This window comes from Streptomyces sp. NPDC056948 (assembly GCF_042674225.1).
Lineage (GTDB): Bacteria > Actinomycetota > Actinomycetes > Streptomycetales > Streptomycetaceae > Streptomyces > Streptomyces purpurascens.
Genome location: NZ_JBHUQX010000063.1, coordinates 1 through 15,904, shown reverse-complemented (window position 1 = coordinate 15,904; position 15,904 = coordinate 1). Strand labels below are relative to the sequence as shown.

17 protein-coding genes and 1 tRNA gene are annotated in these 15,904 nt (G+C 70.3%); 8 read left to right on the top strand and 10 right to left on the bottom strand.

What is annotated here, in order from left to right:
* Positions 1 to 189: 189 nt before the first annotated feature.
* Positions 190 to 1,362, top strand: a complete 1,173-nt coding sequence (locus ACFTZL_RS11075) for an SUKH-4 family immunity protein (protein ID WP_382580346.1) — start codon at positions 190 to 192, stop codon at positions 1,360 to 1,362.
* On the opposite strand, the gene ACFTZL_RS11070 is transcribed toward ACFTZL_RS11075, so the two are convergent.
* Positions 1,292 to 2,137: a MerR family transcriptional regulator gene (locus ACFTZL_RS11070; protein ID WP_382580345.1), complete on the bottom strand. Its 846-nt coding sequence runs from the start codon at positions 2,135 to 2,137 to the stop codon at positions 1,292 to 1,294. The genes ACFTZL_RS11075 and ACFTZL_RS11070 overlap by 71 nt on opposite strands.
* Before the next feature lie 14 nt (positions 2,138 to 2,151).
* Positions 2,152 to 2,964: an alpha/beta fold hydrolase gene (locus tag ACFTZL_RS11065; RefSeq protein ID WP_382580343.1), complete on the bottom strand. Its 813-nt coding sequence runs from the start codon at positions 2,962 to 2,964 to the stop codon at positions 2,152 to 2,154.
* A 152-nt stretch (positions 2,965 to 3,116) separates the two neighbouring features.
* Here ACFTZL_RS11065 and ACFTZL_RS11060 point away from each other — a divergent pair, with 152 nt between their 5' ends.
* Entirely contained in the window at positions 3,117 to 3,605 is a 489-nt protein-coding gene (locus ACFTZL_RS11060; RefSeq protein WP_382580341.1) for a DUF6083 domain-containing protein, read from the top strand.
* A gap of 5 nt (positions 3,606 to 3,610) precedes the next feature.
* On the opposite strand, the gene ACFTZL_RS11055 is transcribed toward ACFTZL_RS11060, so the two are convergent.
* Positions 3,611 to 3,685: transfer RNA gene (locus ACFTZL_RS11055), tRNA-Cys, on the bottom strand.
* A 222-nt stretch (positions 3,686 to 3,907) separates the two neighbouring features.
* Between ACFTZL_RS11055 and ACFTZL_RS11050 the strand changes: the two genes are divergently transcribed.
* The 5 genes from ACFTZL_RS11050 (at position 3,908) to ACFTZL_RS11030 (ending at position 9,599) form a co-directional block, all read left to right on the top strand.
* Positions 3,908 to 5,362 (top strand): MFS transporter, encoded by a 1,455-nt coding sequence (locus ACFTZL_RS11050; protein ID WP_382580339.1) that lies wholly within the window; start codon positions 3,908 to 3,910, stop codon positions 5,360 to 5,362.
* A 40-nt stretch (positions 5,363 to 5,402) separates the two neighbouring features.
* Positions 5,403 to 5,804 carry a type II toxin-antitoxin system death-on-curing family toxin gene (locus ACFTZL_RS11045; protein ID WP_382580337.1) on the top strand — a complete coding sequence of 134 codons (402 nt, stop codon included), beginning with the start codon at positions 5,403 to 5,405 and terminating at the stop codon, positions 5,802 to 5,804.
* Positions 5,805 to 5,942: 138 nt separating this feature from the next.
* Positions 5,943 to 7,742, top strand: a complete 1,800-nt coding sequence (locus ACFTZL_RS11040) for a DEAD/DEAH box helicase (protein WP_382580335.1) — start codon at positions 5,943 to 5,945, stop codon at positions 7,740 to 7,742.
* 348 nt (positions 7,743 to 8,090) lie between these two features.
* Positions 8,091 to 8,732: an IclR family transcriptional regulator gene (locus ACFTZL_RS11035; RefSeq protein ID WP_382580334.1), complete on the top strand. Its 642-nt coding sequence runs from the start codon at positions 8,091 to 8,093 to the stop codon at positions 8,730 to 8,732.
* 75 nt (positions 8,733 to 8,807) lie between these two features.
* On the top strand, positions 8,808 to 9,599 hold the full coding sequence (locus ACFTZL_RS11030; protein WP_382580332.1) for a S16 family serine protease: 792 nt from the start codon (positions 8,808 to 8,810) through the stop codon (positions 9,597 to 9,599).
* On the opposite strand, the gene ACFTZL_RS11025 is transcribed toward ACFTZL_RS11030, so the two are convergent.
* Genes ACFTZL_RS11025 through ACFTZL_RS10995 form a run of 7 tightly spaced genes read right to left on the bottom strand, consistent with a single transcriptional unit; the run spans position 9,596 to position 14,589 of the window.
* Positions 9,596 to 9,775, bottom strand: coding sequence for a hypothetical protein (locus ACFTZL_RS11025; RefSeq protein ID WP_382580330.1), 180 nt, complete (start codon positions 9,773 to 9,775; stop codon positions 9,596 to 9,598). The two genes, ACFTZL_RS11030 and ACFTZL_RS11025, sit on opposite strands and share 4 nt — an antisense overlap.
* A 1-nt stretch (position 9,776) precedes the next feature.
* Positions 9,777 to 10,364, bottom strand: coding sequence for an ArsR/SmtB family transcription factor (locus ACFTZL_RS11020; RefSeq protein ID WP_382580328.1), 588 nt, complete (start codon positions 10,362 to 10,364; stop codon positions 9,777 to 9,779).
* A 59-nt stretch (positions 10,365 to 10,423) separates the two neighbouring features.
* The gene (locus ACFTZL_RS11015; RefSeq protein ID WP_382580362.1) at positions 10,424 to 11,350 is read right to left on the bottom strand and encodes a glycine betaine ABC transporter substrate-binding protein; all 927 of its coding nucleotides are present in this window, start codon (positions 11,348 to 11,350) and stop codon (positions 10,424 to 10,426) included.
* 29 nt (positions 11,351 to 11,379) lie between these two features.
* The gene (locus ACFTZL_RS11010) at positions 11,380 to 12,201 is read right to left on the bottom strand and encodes an ABC transporter permease (RefSeq protein ID WP_382580326.1); all 822 of its coding nucleotides are present in this window, start codon (positions 12,199 to 12,201) and stop codon (positions 11,380 to 11,382) included.
* On the bottom strand, positions 12,198 to 13,460 hold the full coding sequence (locus ACFTZL_RS11005; RefSeq protein ID WP_382580324.1) for a betaine/proline/choline family ABC transporter ATP-binding protein: 1,263 nt from the start codon (positions 13,458 to 13,460) through the stop codon (positions 12,198 to 12,200). The genes ACFTZL_RS11010 and ACFTZL_RS11005 overlap by 4 nt, the downstream gene beginning before the upstream one ends.
* Positions 13,453 to 14,100: an ABC transporter permease gene (locus ACFTZL_RS11000; RefSeq protein WP_382580322.1), complete on the bottom strand. Its 648-nt coding sequence runs from the start codon at positions 14,098 to 14,100 to the stop codon at positions 13,453 to 13,455. Before ACFTZL_RS11000 ends, ACFTZL_RS11005 begins: the two co-directional genes overlap by 8 nt.
* 18 nt (positions 14,101 to 14,118) lie before the next feature.
* A complete protein-coding gene (locus ACFTZL_RS10995) occupies positions 14,119 to 14,589 on the bottom strand; it encodes an Lrp/AsnC family transcriptional regulator (RefSeq protein WP_382580320.1) in 471 nt (156 codons plus the stop codon).
* Positions 14,590 to 14,712: 123 nt separating this feature from the next.
* Here ACFTZL_RS10995 and hppD point away from each other — a divergent pair, with 123 nt between their 5' ends.
* Positions 14,713 to 15,858 (top strand): 4-hydroxyphenylpyruvate dioxygenase, encoded by a 1,146-nt coding sequence (gene hppD / locus ACFTZL_RS10990; RefSeq protein ID WP_382580318.1) that lies wholly within the window; start codon positions 14,713 to 14,715, stop codon positions 15,856 to 15,858.
* Positions 15,859 to 15,904: the final 46 nt, after the last annotated feature.

Sequence of the window (15,904 nt, the reverse complement as noted above, 5' to 3'; positions counted from 1 at the left end):
GTCGTCCGAGCGTCTGGTGAGGTGGAGGCGTACCCGCCGGACATGAAGTCGCTGGGCGCGTCGCTGTTCCGGGGCGTTGTCAGTGGTGAGGCGTAGTGTTCTGGGCAGTGGGGGACGGCTGCCGGGCCTGGCCGGGCGGTCTGCCGTGCTCCGCCAGGGGACGGTGAGCAAGCACATTCGGGGGAGCCCATGAGTATGACCGACGCCGGTTCCGCGGTGATCACGCTGACCGAGTCCGAGCTGGACCCGTGGGTGACGCACGCGTCGACGCGGCACTGGCTGACCGGCCCCGGACTGCCCTCCGAGAACGGCGTGCTGAGCTTCGCGGAGCTGCGCCGCGCGGGCCTGCGCACGGTGGGGGACTCGACGGGCGATCCGGCGGACCGGCTGTCGGCGGAGCTGCGCGAGCAGTTGGTGATAGGCGGACTGCTGGGCCCCGGAGGCCTGGAGACGGAGTCGGTCCTGCTGGACGGTGCGACGGGCGAGATCTCGACGACGTCCTTCCTGCACGATCGCCCCGACCTGATGGACCGCCGCCCCCTGGCCCCCTCGCTGCGGACCCTGGTGCGGTTCGCCGAGGCGACGGACGAACTGGCGGGCCTGCGAGGCCAGTTCGCCTCCTACGCGGGCCGCTACGGCCCGAAGGCGGTGGCACAGGCGTCCCAGCACCTCCTAGCGGTGTTCCGGGACGGCACGGACGGCGAGCCGGCCCCCTTCTGGAAGATGGCGGCCCTGATCCGCCCGCTCTCCCTCGTGGCGGGCCGCGGCGGCGCATCCGGCCTGTCCCTGGACCTCCCGCACCGCCTGCTGGACCAGGAGTTCGGCCCCGGCAAGGTGGCCCGCTTCGAGGACGTCGACTTCCCCGCGACGCTCACACACGAGCCGACCCGCCGTTTCCTGCGCGAGGTGGGCCTGCCCGAGGACGCCCATGTCTTCTCCCTGGACACGGACGTACCCCTGGCGACGCTGGCCGAGTACTACACGGACAGGGACGCGGACAGACCGACGCAACTCCCTCCCCGTGCACACCACTTGCTACGGCTCGGCTGCTTGGTCGACGGCAACAGCCTGGTCGTCGACGGCGAGACGGGCGCGGTCCTGAACTGGAGCGAGCCCGAGGCGACGCTGTACCCGCTGAACACGGACGTCTCGACCCTCGCCTTCACCCTCTGGCTCCTGCACCGCGAGCGCGCGATCGACTCCCAGTCGGACCATGAGCTGACGACCGACACGTACGACCAGTTGGCCATGACGATGCTCCAGGTCCTGTCGGCGGTCGACCCTACGGGGGTCATGGCGGGCAGGTCGGGGCGGCATTACTGGACGGATGCGTTTCAGGATGAGGCGGGTGGGGTGCTGTAGGCGCCGGGTTCACGCGCTGGAGTGTGGTCCAGCCGGCCCAGCCCCGCTGCCTCAGCAGCTCGATGAGCCGACGGGCGGACGGCACCGTGTCGAAAACGAACGCGTCCATCAACTCGGAGAGCCCCGGCTCGATGCCGCCCGGGTCGCCGACGTACTCCGCGCCCCGCTCCTCGGCCAGCTTCGTGACGTAGGCGGCCACCCGGTCGGCCAGTTCGACCAGCCGAGGATCACCGTCCCTCCACCCGAGAGCCGCACTCAAGGCCAAGTAGAAGTCGACGAACTCCGGATCGGCGATCTGCTCCCGCTTGCGCGCGATCCACTCCGGCACCCGCTCGGGCGAGCGCGCGACCAGCGGGATCCAGCCATCGCGCTCGGCCTGGACGATCCGCTCGTCGACGCCGAGCGCCCGCAGCCGGTCGAGGAACCCGACCACCTCAGGGGGCAGCGCCAGACTGTCTCCCGAGGCGAGGCGGGCGATCCGCGCGCGGTGCCGCTGCCGCTCCCTGATCTCCGTTTCCAGCCGCCCGTCGATGTCCGCGACGGCCGAGGCGAACTCCTCCTCACCGGCCTGGAGCAACTCCCGCACACGCGCCAGCGGAACCCCGGCCTCGGCGAGAGTCCGGATCCTGATCAGCTCCACCACGGCCCCGGCGTCGTACCGCCGATAGCCGGAGCCATCCCGCTCGGGCTCCGGCAGCAGTCCCTTGGCGTGATAGTGCCGCACGGCGCGCACGGTCACTCCGGCGTAGGCCGCGAGCTCGCCGATCGTCAGCATGCGCCCAGTCTGGCTCAGGAGGCCGGCCCGCCGACCGGCTGATGTGCGCTCCGGACGATCTCGGCGATGTCCGGTGCGTGGGTGAAGACCAGCCGGTGGTCGGCGTCGAGCCAGGAGACGGAGACGTTCGCCCGCTCCCGGACGAGCCGCTCGACGCCGGCCCGCCAGAGCCGGTTGTGCCGCGGCGCACGCCCCGCGCCGCCGCGGCCGGCGATCGCGCGGGACATGATCATGCGCACGCTTCCATCAACCCTCCGATACCGCTCGAGAATCCCGGCCCGAACCACATCCATCTCAAGCCCCAGCTCGAAGACTTCCTCGGCGCTGAGCGATACCTGACGCGCACGCTCACTGCCCTCGCTCCGCCTGACTGTGTGCCGTGCCATCTCCCGGAACTCCGCGAGGTCGACGTCGGTGATGAACGGCTCGGGCAGCGGATTCGCCCCGTCGACGAGCACAAGCCCGGCGACGGTGTCCGGGCACTCGGCCGCGTAGTGCACGGCCAGATCCGCGCCCAGGGAGTACCCCACGAGCAGGGGCGCCGACGGAAGCTCGAGTTCCCTCATCACGGCACGGAGATCACCCAGAAACGCGTCGAAGGAGTACCGCTCGGCGGCGGAGGAGAGGCCGTGCCCCCGAAGATCGAAGGCCACGACATCATGATCGCGCCGCAGCAGACCGATCAGCTCATACAGGTCGGCCTGTGTGCAGTTCAGCCCCGGGCACAGAACCAGGGGCCTTCCCCGGCCACCACGGGACACCGGGATGGTGACGCCGTCGTGCTGAACGGTGAGGTGCGGCGTGGTGCTGTCGTTTGTGGGAGTCATGCGGATCAGGGTGGGGGGGTTGCCCGTGCGTCAGGGTCAACCGCGGGACGGGGGGAGCGGAGCGGTGACCTGCTCCCTGCCCCACCCGACTGCTCCCGTTGCGCCCTGATTGCGCCCTACCCCGGTCCTGAACACCCCCTGATGCTCGATTCATGGGGGATACAGCTGAGCCGAGCATCATCCCGTTACCCGACCTCGACGGACATCGGCAGGCGCCACCGGGCGTGCCGCAGCCGTGGGAGAAGACCGACCGGGCCCAGGCCGCGATGGAAGGCGCCACCGGGCCCGAGCCACCCAGCCCACCCGTCTGCCCCAACTGCGGGCTCGTCGGTGATCGGCGTGTCACCTACTACGGCTGGCACGTCCTCCTCGAACCGGACATGCCGGTGCCGGCACACATGGTGCCCGCCTGGCACCGCTGGTACGTGGACTCCAACGGAGCGGCATGGAACAGCCGCGCAGACGAGCCCACGCCCGGCGCTGTGTGCCGTGTACCGCACCGGATCGCCTGTCCCGGCCTGAGACTCGAGGAGATCGGCCTCTGGCGATGGCTGGACGCCGTACGCACGGAGAACGCCCGCCGGGCATGGCGAAAGGCAGACGAGGAAGCGGCCCAGGAGCCGCTTCCGGACGCCGGTTGATGCTGTGGAGGCCGTGGCGGGATTCGAACCCACGTAACTCGCTTTGCAGGCGAGCCCCTGAACCACTCGGGCACACGGCCGGGGCGAGGAGGAACTGATCGGCACCGGCCGTGTTCCAACTCGATGTCATGACAGTAGGCCGGTGGGGAAGCGGTGCTCAAGGGCATCGGGTGTGCTGCAACGGGACTGCCATACGGCGTTCACAGAGGGGGTCTCCGGCCAGGGGCGTACGACCAAGGTCGGGGTGGTTCACCGTCTCGCGACAGGGGTCAACGTGGTGTGTGGAACTTACGCTGGCGGGCATGACCGTCCCCAAGCCGAGTGACGCAGATATCGCAGATGTCGTAGACGCCACCGAGTCTCCCTCGGTCGCCGGGGCGGATGAGACCGTGCTGGGGCGGGCCTATCGGGCGTTGAGCGTCGGGATCGTCTCCGTCGTGCTGCTCATCGCGTTCGAGGCGACGGCCGTCGGTACGGCGATGCCCGTCGCGGCGCGGGAGCTGGACGGGGTGTCGCTCTACGCGTTCGCGTTCTCCGGGTACTTCACGACCAGTCTGTTCGGGATGGTGCTCGCCGGGCAGTGGTCCGACCGGCGTGGGCCCCTCGGGCCGTTGGCCGTCGGCATCTCCTCCTTCGGGGCCGGGCTGCTGCTGTCGGGGACGGCCGGGGTGATGTGGCTGTTCATCCTGGGGCGGGCCGTGCAGGGGCTCGGTGGCGGGCTGGTGATCGTCGCGCTGTACGTCGTCGTCGGGCGGGCCTATCCGGAGCGGCTGCGGCCGGCGATCATGGCGGCGTTCGCGGCGAGCTGGGTCGTGCCGTCGATCGTCGGTCCGCTCGCCGCCGGCACGGTGACGGAACAGCTCGGCTGGCGATGGGTGTTCGTCGGGATTCCGGTGCTCGTCGTCCTCCCCCTGGCGCTCGCGCTGCCGCAGATACGGCGCCGGGCTGCCGGTCCGGTCGGTGAGGCGGTCCCGAAGTCCTTCGACCGTCGGCGTATTCGTCTCGCCCTGGCCATCTCCCTCGGCGCGGGGCTGCTCCAGTACGCCGCCCAGGACCTGCGCCCCTTCTCCCTCCTGCCCGGCGCCGTGGGCGTGGCCCTGCTGGTCCCTGCCGTGCTCGGGCTGTTGCCGAAGGGGACGTACCGGGCCGCCCGCGGACTGCCGTCGGTCGTGCTGCTGCGCGGTGTCGCCGCGGGGTCCTTCATCGCCGCGGAGTCCTTCGTGCCGCTGATGCTGGTGACCCAGCGCGGGCTCAGTCCGACGCTGGCCGGGTTCTCGCTCGCCGCGGGCGGTGGGACGTGGGCGCTGGGCTCGTGGGTGCAGTCGCGGTCGCGGTTCGAGTCGTACCGGGAGCGGTTGACGACCGTCGGGATGCTGCTGGTGGCGGCGGCCATCGCCACGGCGCCGAGCGTGCTGATCGACTCCGTGCCCGTGTGGACCCTGGCCGTCGCCTGGGCCTTCGGCTGCCTCGGCATGGGGCTGGTCATCTCCTCCACGAGCGTGCTCCTGCTCCAGCTCTCCGCCCCGGCGGAAGCCGGCTCCAACTCCGCCGCCCTGCAGATCTCCGACGGCCTCTCCAACGTCGTCCTCCTGTCCGCCGGGGGAGCCGCCTTCGCCGCCCTCGGCGGAGGCACGGTGAGCCACACGGCCGCGCACACCTCCGGCTCACATCCGGCCGCCTTCGCCGCGGTGTTCCTGCCGATGGCGGGGGTGGCGTTGGTGGGGGCCTGGGTGACGACGCGGCTGCGGGAGCGGTGAGTACCGGCTCCCGAGTGGTGAGTACGGGGTCGGACGTGGGGTGTTCAGTACTGGGCGGGTCGTAGGGCGTTCGCCGGTTCCCGGCCGTCTCCCCGAGGACATCGCGTTCGGCGGGCGAGGCGACGGGCCCGCCCCCGAGGTGCGGGAGGCCGGGCTGTTCGTTTCCGCCGTGCACCGCCCGCGTGCCCGGATGTTCGGTACGGCCGCCTACGAGGATCTGCACGAGCAGGCCGCCGCGCTGCTGCACGCCCTCGCGACGAACCATCCCCTCGTCGACGGGAACAAGCGCACGGCCTGGCTGGCCGCCGCGACGTTCCTCGGTGTCAACGGAGTCGACCTCACGGGCTGCGACCAGGACACCGCGTACGCCCTGGTCATCGATGTGGCCTCCGGGGACGAGAGCGACATCTCCGTGATCGCGGGGCGGTTGAGGGGGCTGTGACGTGGATCCCACCCGTGGGTGGTCCGGGCTTGTCCGCGCGTTGACGGGGCCGGGCCGCCGGTAGGGTGGCCCGGTTGTCATACGTAGCCGAGCCGTTTGGCTCGCTCGGACGAGCCGCCCGACCCCCTTACGGAGACCGTGACTACCACCGCCGGCACCAGTTCTGCCTCGCACCACCTGTCCCCGGCGTTCCCCGGCCGCGCCCCCTGGGGTACCGCCAGCAAGCTGCGCGCCTGGCAGGAGGGCGCGATGGAGAAGTACATCCAGGAGCAGCCGCGGGACTTCCTGGCGGTCGCCACCCCCGGCGCCGGCAAGACGACCTTCGCGCTGACGCTGGCGTCCTGGATGCTGCACCACCATGTCGTCCAGCAGGTCACCGTCGTCGCGCCCACCGAGCACCTGAAGAAGCAGTGGGCGGAGGCGGCCGCGCGGATCGGCATCAAGCTGGATCCCGAGTACAGCGCGGGTCCGCTCGGCAAGGACTACCACGGGATCGCCGTGACGTACGCCGGTGTCGGTGTGCGGCCGATGCTGCACCGGAACCGGGTCGAGCAGCGCAAGACCCTCGTCATCCTCGACGAGATCCACCACGCCGGTGACAGCAAGTCGTGGGGCGAGGCCTGCCTCGAGGCCTTCGAGCCCGCCACCCGCCGGCTCGCCCTGACCGGTACGCCCTTCCGGTCCGACACCAACCCCATCCCCTTCGTGACGTACGAGGAGGGGAACGACGGGATCAGGCGGTCCGCCGCCGACTACACCTACGGCTACGGCAACGCGCTCGCCGACAACGTCGTGCGGCCCGTCATCTTCCTCTCCTACAGCGGCAACATGCGCTGGCGCACCAAGGCCGGCGACGAGATCGCGGCGCGGCTGGGCGAGCCGATGACCAAGGACGCCATCAGCCAGGCCTGGCGTACGGCCCTCGATCCGCGCGGCGAGTGGATGCCCTCCGTGCTGCGCGCCGCCGACCAGCGGCTGACCGAGGTGCGCAAGGCCATCCCGGACGCCGGTGCGCTCGTCATCGCCGCGGACCAGGACTCCGCCCGCGCCTACGCCAAGCTGATCCGCGAGATCACCGGCAGCAAGGCCACCGTCGTACTCTCCGACGACACCGGCGCCTCGAAGAACATCGACGACTTCAGTGCGAGCACCGACCGGTGGATGGTCGCGGTGCGGATGGTGTCCGAGGGTGTGGACGTGCCGCGGCTCGCGGTGGGCGTGTACGCCACCACCATCTCGACGCCTCTCTTCTTCGCACAGGCCGTGGGCCGTTTCGTGCGGTCCCGGCGGCGCGGCGAGACGGCCTCCGTGTTCCTGCCGACCGTGCCCGACCTGCTCTCCTTCGCCAACGAGATGGAGCGCGAGCGTGACCACGTCCTCGACAAGCCCAAGAAGCAGGGGGAAGAGGACCCCTACGCCGAGTCCGAGAAGGAGATGGACGAGGCGAACAGGGAGCAGGACGAGGACACCGGCGAGCAGGAGCAGTTCTCCTTCGAGGCGCTGGAGTCCGAGGCCGTCTTCGACCGGGTCATGTACAACGGCGCCGAGTTCGGCATGCAGGCCCACCCGGGAAGCGAGGAGGAGCAGGACTACCTCGGGATCCCGGGGCTGCTCGAGCCCGACCAGGTCCAGCTGCTGCTCCAGAAGCGGCAGGCCCGGCAGATCGCGCACAGCCGCAAGAAGCCGGACGAGGAGGCCGACCTGCTCGAAATGCCCGCCGAGCGGCGGCCGGTGGTCTCCCACAAGGAGATGATGGAGCTGCGGCGGCAGCTCAACGGGCTGGTCGGCGCGTACGTCCATCAGAGCGGCAAGCCGCACGGGGTGATCCACACCGAGCTGCGGCGTGTGTGCGGGGGGCCTCCGGCGGCGGAGGCGACGGCGGGGCAGCTTCGGCAGCGGATCGCCAAGGTGCAGGAGTGGGCGACCCGGATGAAGTGACGCCCCTCGCCGGCTTTGCCACGCCAGATTCCGGATGTGTGGGTGTCGTGTGTGATCCGTGGGGCGCAGCGAGGCTCCCCGCGCGCGTATGAGGGCAAACGCAGCCAGTTGCACCCGGCCCGTGCCCGGATTCTGGACGGAGCCTTCCGCTCAGCGAACCGCCTTCGCTACTGTCCGGCTACGCACGCCCCGTGGCAGCGCCGCCGCGGAGCGCAGCCGTGAAGCGACGCGGTCCGGACTGGCCGGGCCGCCGGCCGATCGGCGGCCTCTGAAGCGCGTTGCCGACGGGACTCGGTGACGCACCAGCCGCCAGAGGGCCGCCGACCTCACCACTAAGGAGTGGGCGTCGTGACCGCGGAGACCTCCCAGACGCTCGACCGGGGACTGCGTGTCCTCAAGCTGCTCGCCGACACGGATCACGGGCTGACCGTGACCGAGCTCTCCCTCCGGCTGGGCGTGAACCGGACCGTGGTGTACCGGTTGCTCGCCACGCTGGAACAGCACGCGCTCATACGCCGTGACCTGGGCGGACGTGCCCGCGTCGGGCTCGGCGTGCTCGGTCTGGGGCGGCAGGTCCATCCACTGGTCCGGGAGGCCGCGATGCCGGCGCTGCGGTCGCTGGCCGAGGACATCGGCGCTACGGCGCACCTGACCCTGGTCGACGGGGCGGACGCGCTCGCCGTGGCGGTGGTGGAGCCGACCTGGACCGATTATCACGTCGCCTACCGTGCCGGGTTCCGGCATCCCCTGGACCGGGGCGCCGCAGGCAAGGCGATCCTCGCGGCCCGGCAGCATCCGATGGCGGACCCGGGCTACATCCTCACGCACGGGGAGCTGGAGGCGGGCGCGTGCGGGGCGGCGGCGCCGCTGCTGGGCGTGACGGGCGTCGAGGGCAGTGTGGGTGTGGTGATGCTGGCGGACGTGGTGCCGGAGCGGGTGGGGGAGCGGGTCGTCGAGGCGGCGCGGGAGGTCGCGGAGGCGCTGCGCTGACCTCTGCCCTGTCCCCGGGCTGGGTCCGGACGACCTGATCCGGGCCGGATCCCACCCCCGAGTTAGATTGATCCCGTGTTCTCTCGTCTCACGCGCCCCCGGGCCATCGCCGTCTGTGCCCTGCCCGTCGCCGCCCTGTTCGCCACGGCGGTGTTCGCGCCGCTGCCGTTCTCGGTGGCGCAGCCGGGGATGACGGCGAACGTGCTCGGGGACAACAAGGGCGCCGAGGTGATCACCATCTCGGGCGCACCGGCCCGGGACACCCGCGGGCAACTGCGTATGACGACCATCGAGGCGACCTCCCCGGACACCCGCGTCTCGCTCCCCGACGTCATCGACAGCTGGTTCCGCACCGACCAGGCGGTCATGCCGCGTGACGCCGTCTATCCGGACGGGGACAGCGTCAAGGAGATCGAGCGGCACAACGAGGAGCAGATGAAGGAGTCCCAGGACGCGGCGACGCAGGCCGCGCTGGGCTACCTCGGCCTGAACGCCAAGGACGTCGAGGTGAGCCTGAAGCTCGCCGACGTGGGCGGGCCCAGTGCGGGGCTGCTGTTCTCCCTGGGGATCATCGACAAGCTCGACGGCGACGGCAGCGGCGGGGATCTCACGGGCGGCCGTGTCATCGCCGGTACGGGCACGATCGCCGCGGACGGCACGATCGGTGCGGTGGGGGGTGTCGCCCTCAAGACGCAGGCCGCGCGGCGTGACGGCGCGAGCGTGTTCCTGGTCCCGAAGGCGGAGTGCGGGGATGCGCGCGCCGAGCTGCCGAAGGGCCTTCGGCTGATTCCGGTGACCACGCTGAAGAGCACGGTGAGTTCCCTGGTGGCCCTGGAGACGGGGAAGGGTTCGGTGCCGAGCTGCTAGGCAGCGACCGTCCCCGGGCGGGTGGCGAGCCGTAATCCGACCTCTACGAGGGTCCAGCCGAGGCGGGCGCGGAGGTTGTGAGTGTGTCTGGCCCTGACGGGGCCCGGGGCTCCGGCCTCGGCTCGGAGTTCGGCGGCGCGGGCGTGGTGCAGGGCGAGGTGGATGTCGGGGTGCATCTCAGTCCGTCCTGATCGGGAACGCGTGGGTGTGGAAGCGGACCTGCTCGGCGCCAGGAGCGTCCTCGGCGGTCGCGCGGTCGCGGTAGGACTCGATCAGCGTGTGCATCTTCCCGACGAGCTCCCGCGTCAGCTCGGGCGTCAGTCGCAGCGTGGCGCTGCTCATGTCCCAGACGTCGTCGCTCCACTCCGCGGGCCATGAGTCACGGTTGCCCAGCCAGGTCGACAGCTCCCGGGTCTGCGTGGTGGCGACCTCGTGGAGGTACAGGTCCGCCGCCCCGCGTACGGCCGGGTCCGAGTCGTTGAGCAGGGCGTCGTCGAAGCGCAGGCCGTGGTGGACCGCCTGCCACCATCGCTCGCGTCCCTTGCCCCGCTCGGGGGCGTCCTCGACGAAGCCGTACTCCGCGAGTTGGCGCAGGTGGTAGCTGGTGGCTCCGCTGGACTCGCCCAGCTTGTCGGCCAGTTGGGAGGCGGTGGCGGGTCCGCCGAAACGGAGGGCGTCCAGCAACTGCATGCGCAGGGGGTGTGCGAGGCCGCGTAGGGAGCGGGCGTCGAGTTGCCGCACCTGAGGGTTCTGGGGTTCGGGCATGATGCAAAGCTATCCTTGCAAAGGAATCCTTGCAAGGGTTTCTTTGCAACTCTCTCTGATCACCCCTCCCTGACGAACCCCTCCTCCACCATCCAATCCAGCGCCACCTGATGCGGATCCTCCCCATCCACATCCACCTTCGCGTTCAGCTTCCGCGCCACCGCGTTGTCCAGCTTCGCCGTGACCGGATCAAGCACCTCCGCGATCACCGGCCACTCCTTCAACGTCTTCGTGTTGATCATCGGGGCGGCGTTGTAGTTGGGGAAGAACTTCTTGTCGTCGTCCATCACGGCGAGGTTCATCGAGTTGATGCGCCCGTCGGTGGTGTACACCTCGCCGTAGATGCAACTCCCCTTCGCCGCCTGGGTGTAGATGATCCCGGTGTCCATCTGCGTGATGTCCCGGGCCGGTACGTCCATGCCGTACGCCCTCTGCATGCCCGGCAGCCCGTCCGCCCGGTTGGCGAACTCGACCTCCACGCACAGCGACGCCGCACCGGGGTCGGACTTCGCCAGCTTCGCCACGTCCGACAGGGTCTTCGTGCCGTACTTCTTCGCGTTCTCCTGGTTCATCGCCAGCGCGTAGGTGTTGTTGAGTTCCGCCGGCTGCAGCCAGGTCACCCCGTTGCGGGCGTCGTCCTCGCGCACCGCCTCCCACTGCTCGCGCGGGTCGGGGATGGGCTTGCTGTTGCCCAGGTACGTGATCCAGGCCGTGCCCGTGTACTCGTACCCGGCGTCCGCGTCGCCCTTGCGGACGGCCTCGCGGCTGCCGATGGAGCCCTGGATGCCGGTGCGGTCGATCACCTCCGCCCCGGCCGCCTCGAACGCGATGCCCATGATCGAGCCGAGGATCAGCTGCTCGGTGAACGACTTCGACGTCACCGTCAGCTGCGCCCCCTTCAGCGGCTCACCCCGGCCGATCGAGCCCGGCTTCACGTCATCGGTCATGGGAGACCCGCTGGTCAGCCCACAGCCGGACACCGTCATCACCAGCACCACCGCCCCCACCCACGTCCTCACGACTGCAACCCCCGCGGCCGCAGCAACAACTCCGCGATCGACGCCAGCCAGTCCACCAGCAGTGCCAGCGCGACCGTGAGGATCGAGCCCAGCACCAGCACCGGCATCCGCTGGTTGGTGATCCCGGTCGTGATCAGTACGCCCAGGCCGCCGCCCCCGCCGAAGACCGCCAGGGTCGCCGTACCGACGTTCAGGACCAGGGCCGTACGGACACCCGCGAGGATCAGCGGGACGGCCAGTGGCAGTTCGACCCGGCGCAGCACGCCCAGCGGGGACATGCCGATGCCGCGCGCCGCCTCCAGCAGGGTCGGGTCGTTCGCCTTCAGGCCGGTGATCGTGTTCGACAGCACCGGCAGAATGGCGTAGATGATCATGCCGATCAGGGCGGCCCTGCGGCCGATGCCCAGCCAGATGACGAGGAGCGCCAGCAGGCCGATCGCCGGGGTCGCCTGGCCCATGTTGGCGAACGCCATCGCCACCGGGGTGGCCCTGCTGAACGCCCCGCGGGTCAGCAGGATGCCCAGCGGGATCGCGATGATCAGCACGAAGAACGTGGAGATCGCGGTGAGCTGGATGTGCTGCCACAGGGCCTTGGAGACCTGGCCGCCCGACAGGGCGTTCCGGGAGAGCGCGTCCAGGTCGGCCTGGAGGAACCAGAGCCAGGTGGCGAGCAGCACGGCCACCAGGGCGGTGGGCAGGACGGTCAGCTTCTGCCAGCTGATGCGCGGGGGCCGGGGGGCCGGTGGTGTCCGGGGTGCCTCGGCCTTCTCCTCGGCCTCCGGCCCGGACGGAACGTCTTTCACCTCGGGCGCGGTCACCCCGTCCGCTCCCCGCCGAAGCCGCCCACGCCCGCGACGCCGCCGCCCTCCTGCTCGGCGTGCGTCTGCGAGGCCCGCAGCGACTCCAGCTCGTGCTGGTGCTCCAGCGCGTCGAGCCGGTCGGCCTCCAGCAGGTCGTGCACGGAGTTGATGAGGGTCTCCATGTCGACGACGCCCGTGTACTCGCCGCGCCGCCCGGTCACCGCCACCCGCCCCGCGTTGTCGGTGAGCACCGCCTCCAGCGCGTCCCGCAGGGTCGCGTCCCGGGTGACCGTGTCGTGCACCAGCGTCCCGGCCCGGGCCAGCGAGCCCCGCGCCCGCATCAGGTCGCCGCGCCTCAGCCACTTGTAGGGCCGGCCGCGCCGGTCGAGCAGCAGGACCTCGTTGGTGCCCCCGGCCCGCAGCCGGTTGAAGATCTGCTGCAACGGGTCGTCGATCGTGACGGTCGGATAGTCGGTGACCTCCACGTCCCGTACGCGGGTCAGGTTCAGCCGCTTCAGCGCCGCCCCGGCGCCCACGAACCCCGACACGAAGTCGTCCGCCGGGTTGGTGAGGATGGCCTCCGGAGTGTCGAACTGGGCGATGTGGGAGCGTTCGCGCAGGACGGCGATCCGGTCGCCGATCTTGATCGCCTCGTCGAAGTCGTGGGTGACGAAGACGATCGTCTTGTGCAGCTCGTGCTGCAGCCGGATCAGCTCGTCCTGGAGATGGTCACGGGTGATCGGGTCCACCGCCCCGAACGGCTCGTCCATCAGCAGCACCGGGGGATCGGCGGCGAGGGCCCGGGCCACGCCCACGCGCTGCTGCTGACCGCCGGAGAGCTGGCGCGGGTAGCGGCCGTGGAACTCGCCGGGGTCGAGGCCGACGAGGTCGAGGAGCTCCTCGGTGCGCTCCTTGATCCGTGCCTTCGGCCAGCCGATCATCTTCGGCACGACGGCGATGTTCTGCGCGACCGTCATGTGCGGGAAGAGGCCGGCCGACTGGATCGCGTAGCCGACCTTGCGGCGCAGCTTGACCGGGTCCATGTCGGTGACGTCCTCACCGCCGATGCGGATCCGGCCGCCGGTCGGCTCGATCAACCTGTTGATCATCTTGAGCGTGGTCGACTTACCGCAGCCCGAGGGGCCGACGAAGACGACGACCTCGCCCGCCTTGATCTCCATGCTCACGTTGTCCACGGCCGGCTGCGCACTGCCGTTGAACCGCTTGGTCAGGCTCTCCAGCTCGATGGAGGCCCCGTGGTCGCCGGACTCAGGCACGGATCCCCCTGGGAATGGTCAGCCGTCCGATCAGGACGTACGCGGCGTCGAACAGCAGCGCCAGGACGATGATGCCGAGCGTGCCCGCGAGGACCTGGTTGAGGGCGTTCGCGCTGCCCAGCGAGGCGAGGCCGCGGAAGATGACGTTGCCGAGGCCGGGGCCGGAGGCGTACGCCGCGATGGCCGCGATGCCCATCAGCATTTGGGTGGAGACCCGGATCCCGGTCAGGATCGGCGGCCAGGCCAGCGGCAGCTCGATCCGCAGCAGCCGGGCCGACCGGGACATCCCGATGCCCGTGGCCGCGTCCACCAGCGACGGATCGACCCCGCGCAGGCCGACGATCGCGTTGCGGACGACCGGCAGCAGCCCGTACAGCGTCAGGGCGATCACCGTGGGCGGCACACCGAGACCCACGATCGGGATGAGCAGACCGATCAGGGCCAGCGCCGGGACGGTCAGGATGGTGGCGGTGGTCGTGGTCGCGAGGTTCCCGGCCCACTCGCTGCTGTAGGAGACGACGGCGATCAGCACGCCGATCAGGGTCGCCACGACCATGCACTGGAAGACGACGCTCGCGTGCTGGTAGGCGTCCGTGAGCAGCTGCTCTTTCCGGTTGCCCAGATACTCCAAGAAGTTCACACGCGCTCACCCCACGACTCAGGTCTCCTCCGCTGCCTGCTCCACCAGCGGGATGATCCGCAGCGGAACGGGGTTCTCCATGACGATCGCCGTGGAGGCCCGGACGATGCCATCAAAACCGACGACCCGGTCGATCACACGCTGAAGATCGGCGTTGGAGCGGGCCACGAGGCGGCACATCATGTCCCCGCTGCCGGTGGTGGTGTGCAGCTCCAGCACCTCCGGCACGGTCGCCAAGTGCGCCCGTACATCGGCTCCTTGGCCCTGCCGGATCTGGAGCGTCGCGAACGCCGTGACCGGGTAGCCGAGCGCGGCCGGATCCACCTCCGGACCGAAGCCGCGGATGACTCCGTTCGACTGAAGCCGGTCCAGCCGGGCCTGCGCCGTGCCCCGGGCCACGCCCAGCCGCCGGGACATCTCCAGCACTCCGATCCGCGGCTCCCGGGCCAGCAGCAGGATGATCCGGCCGTCCAGATGATCGATCGCCACAGCAGCCTCCCGAGGTGGTCATCCTGTACAGAAAGGCCGATGGCACGGCCGTACTGCTGAACAGATTGCCCAGCGGAAACGCAAACTATTGCGCACCTTGCCGAGCGGGGAGACCCTGCGGCTATGACGCAGACCACACACCACACTCCCGACACCGCCCGGCAGGCCGACCCCTTCCCGGTCAAGGGAATGGACGCGGTCGTCTTCGCCGTGGGCAACGCCAAGCAGGCGGCGCACTACTACTCCACCGCCTTCGGCATGAAGCTGGTCGCCTACTCCGGACCGGAGAACGGCAACCGCGAGACCGCTGCGTACGTCCTGGAGAACGGCTCCGCCCGCTTCGTCCTCACCTCGGTCATCAAGCCCGCGAGCGACTGGGGCCGCTTCCTCGCCCGGCACGTGGCCGAACACGGCGACGGCGTCGTCGACCTCGCCATCGAGGTGCCGGACGCGCGCGCCGCCTATGCCTACGCGCTCGAGCACGGCGCCCGCTCGGTCACCGAGCCGTACGAGCGCAAGGACGAGCACGGCACGGTCGTCCTCGCCGCCATCGCCACCTACGGCGAGACCCGCCACACCCTCGTCGAGCGCTCCGGCTACGACGGCCCCTACCTGCCCGGCTATGTGGCGGTCGAGCCGATGGTCGAGCCGCCCGCGCAGCGCACGTTCCAGGCGATCGACCATTGCGTCGGCAACGTCGAGCTCGGCCGGATGAACGAGTGGGTCGGCTTCTACAACAAGGTGATGGGCTTCACGAACATGAAGGAGTTCGTGGGCGACGACATCGCCACCGAGTACAGCGCGCTGATGTCGAAGGTCGTCGCCGACGGCACGCTCAAGGTCAAGTTCCCGATCAACGAGCCGGCCATCGCCAAGAAGAAGTCCCAGATCGACGAGTACCTGGAGTTCTACGGCGGCGCGGGCGTGCAGCACATCGCGCTCAACACCAACGACATCGTGCAGACGGTCCGCACCATGCGCGCGGCCGGCGTCGAGTTCCTGAACACGCCCGACTCCTACTACGACACGCTGGGGGAGTGGGTCGGCGAGACCCGCGTCCCGATCGACACCCTGCGCGAGCTGAAGATCCTCGCCGACCGCGACGAGGACGGCTACCTGCTGCAGATCTTCACCAAGCCGGTCCAGGACCGCCCGACGGTCTTCTTCGAGATCATCGAGCGCCACGGCTCGATGGGCTTCGGCAAGGGCAACTTCAAGGCCCTGTTCGAGGCGATCGAGCGGGAGCAGGCCCGCCGCGGCAACCTGTAGCCCGATCGCCGGCCCGGGCCGTGCGGGTGTCACGGGGCACCCGCAC

Coding starts and splice junctions, on each gene's coding strand:
- ACFTZL_RS11075 (WP_382580346.1), top strand. CDS start 190: ATGAGTATGACCGACGCCGGTTCCGCGGTGATCACGCTGACCGAGTCC.
- ACFTZL_RS11070 (WP_382580345.1), bottom strand. CDS start 2,137: ATGCTGACGATCGGCGAGCTCGCGGCCTACGCCGGAGTGACCGTGCGC.
- ACFTZL_RS11065 (WP_382580343.1), bottom strand. CDS start 2,964: ATGACTCCCACAAACGACAGCACCACGCCGCACCTCACCGTTCAGCAC.
- ACFTZL_RS11060 (WP_382580341.1), top strand. CDS start 3,117: ATGGGGGATACAGCTGAGCCGAGCATCATCCCGTTACCCGACCTCGAC.
- ACFTZL_RS11050 (WP_382580339.1), top strand. CDS start 3,908: ATGACCGTCCCCAAGCCGAGTGACGCAGATATCGCAGATGTCGTAGAC.
- ACFTZL_RS11025 (WP_382580330.1), bottom strand. CDS start 9,775: ATGCACCCCGACATCCACCTCGCCCTGCACCACGCCCGCGCCGCCGAA.
- ACFTZL_RS11020 (WP_382580328.1), bottom strand. CDS start 10,364: ATGCCCGAACCCCAGAACCCTCAGGTGCGGCAACTCGACGCCCGCTCC.
- ACFTZL_RS11015 (WP_382580362.1), bottom strand. CDS start 11,350: ATGACGGTGTCCGGCTGTGGGCTGACCAGCGGGTCTCCCATGACCGAT.
- hppD (WP_382580318.1), top strand. CDS start 14,713: ATGACGCAGACCACACACCACACTCCCGACACCGCCCGGCAGGCCGAC.